Origin of the sequence: Kitasatospora sp. NPDC093558 (genome assembly GCF_040683475.1) — a bacterium.
Taxonomy (GTDB): domain Bacteria; phylum Actinomycetota; class Actinomycetes; order Streptomycetales; family Streptomycetaceae; genus Kitasatospora.
Genome location: NZ_JBFBDY010000610.1, coordinates 1 through 3,726, shown reverse-complemented (window position 1 = coordinate 3,726; position 3,726 = coordinate 1). Strand labels below are relative to the sequence as shown.

General features: G+C 74.6%; 2 protein-coding genes and 1 pseudogene. 1 reads left to right on the top strand and 2 read right to left on the bottom strand.

What is annotated here, in order from left to right:
• Positions 1-1,135: pseudogene (locus AB0O00_RS32410) on the bottom strand (hypothetical protein); the annotation flags it as partial.
• 400 nt (positions 1,136-1,535) lie between these two features.
• On the bottom strand, positions 1,536-2,150 hold the full coding sequence (locus AB0O00_RS32405) for a hypothetical protein (RefSeq protein WP_363657881.1): 615 nt from the start codon (positions 2,148-2,150) through the stop codon (positions 1,536-1,538).
• Between the two features lie 327 nt (positions 2,151-2,477).
• On the opposite strand from AB0O00_RS32405, the gene AB0O00_RS32400 reads away from it, so the two are divergent.
• Positions 2,478-3,641, top strand: a complete 1,164-nt coding sequence (locus tag AB0O00_RS32400; protein WP_363657879.1) for an acyl-CoA dehydrogenase family protein — start codon at positions 2,478-2,480, stop codon at positions 3,639-3,641.
• Positions 3,642-3,726: the final 85 nt, after the last annotated feature.

Here is a 3,726-nt window from a genome sequence, read left to right as displayed (position 1 = left end):
CCGAGCGCTCACCGGCGGCCTTCGGCGGGGCGTCCGTCGGCGCCGCCTCCTCGCCGTACCCGACGCCGTTCGGGTACTCGGGCGCCTGGCCGTACGCGTCCTGGTACTCGATGTCGTCGGGCGAGAGTCCGTCGGGAGCCAAGCCGTCGGGCGAGAGTCCGTCGGGAGAAAGGCCGTCGGGCGAATAGTCGTCCGACGCAAGCCCGTCCGAGAGGCCGTCCGGCGACAGCCCGCCGGGAGAAATCCCGCTCGCCGAAACCCCGTTCGCCGAACGCCCGTTCGACGAAAGCCCGTTGGGCGCGAACGCCCCCGGCGACTGCAGGCCCGGCAGGAGCCCCTCCGGAGCGATCTCCTCCGGCGACACCTCGTCCGGGTACGCCTCCTCCACCCCGCCCGAGCGCCCGCCCTCCAGCAGGCCGTCCGCGAGCGCGTCCTCCGCCGAAATCGCGGCCAGCCGGGCCGCGGTGTCCATGAACGCCGGATCGGCCCGGTGCACCGCCCGGTACAGCGGCAGCGCCGCCGCGCTGCGCCCGGCCCCCTCGTACGCCCGCCCCAGCCAGTACCGCAGCTCCTTGCGCTGCGGCTGCTCGGAGCGGCAGCGGGCCAGCGAGGCCGCCAGCGGGGCCTGCGCCTGGGCGCACATGTCCAGCCGGACCCGCGCCATGCCGGCGAACAGCCCGGCCTCGATGCCGAGCATCGCGTCGTCGAGCAGCCGGTCGGTGTCGCGGATCAGCTGCTCCCAGTCCTTGAGCAGGTAGGACCGGCAGGCGTAGAGGAACTGGGCGGACGGGTCCTCGCTGGGCGCCGGGCACTGCTCCAGCGCGCGGTCGAGCTCGGCCAGGTGTCGGCCGTCCAGCCAGTGCGAGGCGTGCGCCAGCGCGAGGTCGCGGGCGTCCTCCAGTACCGGCTGCACCCACCAGCCCAGCCAGTACCAGGAACTGAGCGGCCGGCGGTGGCGGCGGCGCTGCTCGCCGAAGCGCTTCTGGTGGCGGTACATGGCGAGCAGGGCGGCCGAGGTGTCGCTGCGCAGGGCGTGCAGGCCGAGCCACGCGTCGGCCATGCCAGGGTCGAGCCGGACGGCCGCGCGGAACTCCTCCTCGGCGCGGGCGTAGGCGCCCGCCGTGTAGGCGTCCATGGCGCGCAGCCAGGCCCGGTCGGCGAGCCGGTCCGGGCCGCCCGCGTTGCTGTCGGAACTGTCCACCGTCGTCACTCACGCCCCCCGCGGTGTGGCCCGGGGGCTCGGCCCGCGGGCCGCGTGCGCGGAGCCGGCCGGAGATCGCAAGCCCCCGGGGCGCAGATGCGCCTGGTGCAAATCGTACCGGGGCCGCGCTGATCCGGAAGGGTGCCGCACCGGTTCAAATGCGATCGTGCGCGCGGTTGTTGGGCACGTCGGCCGATGGGGGAGCGCATTTCGCGACGGGCGCGGACGGCACCCCCGGCTCACGGGGGAACAAGCCGGGGATGCCGGGTCCGCGGTGGCCGGAAGCTTTCGTTCCGGCGCCTGGGGAGAACTTAGGACGCGGTGACTGTGCAGGTCAAGGGCTTGTTGAAGGTTCACCGACGGTGCCCGGCGAGATCCGTCCGGTCACTCCGTCGACGCGCGTCCCGGCGTGCGGGCGGCTCGGGTCGGCGGCGAAATGCGCCGATTCGGCGCGCGCCCAGCCCACCCAGAATTCGGCCAGTTCCGGCCCGTCCCGTTCCTCGCCCCGGCGCCGGGCGGTGGCGGCGTCCAGGTCCATCCAGATCAGCCGCGCGAGCCACGGCCGCACCTCGCGCCGCCCGGCCCCGACGCCCTCCACCAGCACCACCGGCGCCACCGGCACCGCTGCGGTGGCCGCGAACCGCCGCAGCGTCCAGTCGTACACGTCGTACGCGGCGTCCCGCCCCGCCGCCAGCGGTTCCAGCACCTGGTCGTGCAGCCGCCCGGCCCAGCCGAACGGCTCGGCGTGGGTGGCGAGGTCGTCGAGGTGGACCACCGGCACGCCGCCCAGCGCCCCGGCCAGCCGCCCGGCGAACGTCGTCTTGCCCGAGCCCGCGTGCCCGTCCACGGCGACCAGCCGCACCGGGCCGCAGGACGGCGGCAGCGCGCGAAGCTCCGCGGCGAGGGCGCCCAGGGCACCCGGAGCACCCAGAGCGCCCGGCGCACCCATGGCACCCAAAGCGCCCGGCGCACCCGGAGCGCCCGGGGCGCGCGGAGTACGCGGCGCGCCCGGTTCGGACGGCGTGATCAAGCCATCACGGGGGTTTGGGGTATCGGAAGCAGCCACATCGTCAACCCTACGGTGCCGTACCCGGCCACTCCGGACAGTTCATATGGGCAGGTCGTGACGTCGGTGCGGCTTTCGGGCATACTCACTTCGCCACGCCTGTGAACGGCCGTTCACCGCAACCCGGTGCCGGTCGGGCCGACCTGCCACACCCGCGCCGGACCTGCCGAACCAGGATCCCGGCGCCCGATCGAGGAGGCGACCGCCGCCATGACCACCTCCCCCGCGAAGCCCGTGGACCGCCAGCTGCCCACCGAGGAGGCCCGCGAGCTGCTCAACCTCACCCGGGAGCTGGTCCAGCGCGAGCTCAAGCCGCGTGCGTCGCAGGACGAGGCCGCCGACCGCTTCCCGCGCGACGTCTTCCGCACGCTCGGCGAGGCCGGCATCCTCTCGCTGCCCTACGACGAGAAGTACGGCGGCGGCGAGCAGCCCTACGAGGTCTACCTCCAGGTCCTGGAGGAGCTGTCGGCCGGCTGGCTGGCCGTCGGCCTCGGCGTGAGCGTGCACACGCTCTCCTGCCACGCGCTGGCCACCTTCGGCACCGAGGAGCAGCGCGCCGCCTGGCTGCCCGGCATGCTCTCCGGCGAGCAGCTCGGCGCCTACTGCCTCTCCGAGCCGCAGTCCGGCTCGGACGCCGCCGCGCTGCGCACCCGCGCCGAGCTGGACGGCGACGAGTACGTCGTCAACGGCACGAAGGCGTGGATCACCCACGGCGGGCAGGCGGACTTCTACAGCTCCCTGGTGCGCACCGGCGTGGACGGCCCGAAGGGCATCAGCTGCCTGCTCGTCCCCGGCGACCAGCCCGGCCTGTCGTTCGCCGCGCCGGAGCACAAGATGGGCATGCGCTCCTCGCCGACGGCGCAGGTGCACTTCGACGGCGCCCGCGTCCCGCGCGAGCGCCTCGTCGGCGAGGAGGGGCAGGGCTTCCAGATCGCCCTCGCCGCCCTCGACTCCGGCCGCCTCGGCATCGCCGCGTGCGCGATCGGCGTCGCCCAGGCCGCGCTGGACCTCGCGGTCGAGTACGCCGGCACCCGCAAGCAGTTCGGCCGTCCGATCGCCGAGTTCCAGGGCCTGTCGTTCATGCTCGCCGACATGGCCACCCAGATCGAGGCCGGCCGGGCGCTGTACCTGTCCGCCGCGCGGCTGCGCGACGCGGGCCGCCCGTTCTCCAAGCAGGCGGCGATGGCCAAGCTGTTCTGCACCGACACCGTGATGCGGGTGACCACGGACGCCGTCCAGGTGCTCGGCGGCTACGGCTACACGCAGGACTTCCCGGCCGAGCGGTTCATGCGCGAGGCGAAGGTGCTGCAGATCGTCGAGGGCACCAACCAGATCCAGCGGCTCGTGATCGGCCGCCACCTGACCCGGGGCTGACGAAGCCCTCGCGCGGGGCCGAGCCGGCTTCCCGCGCGAGGCCGATGCCCCCGATACGGCCTCCGGCCGTCGCTCCAGGGTGCGG

Bases quoted from the DNA above. Each gene is read 5' to 3' on its own strand.
- AB0O00_RS32405 (WP_363657881.1), bottom strand. From the start codon at position 2,150: ATGGGTGCGCCGGGCGCTCTGGGTGCTCCGGGTGCCCTGGGCGCCCTC.
- AB0O00_RS32400 (WP_363657879.1), top strand. From the start codon at position 2,478: ATGACCACCTCCCCCGCGAAGCCCGTGGACCGCCAGCTGCCCACCGAG.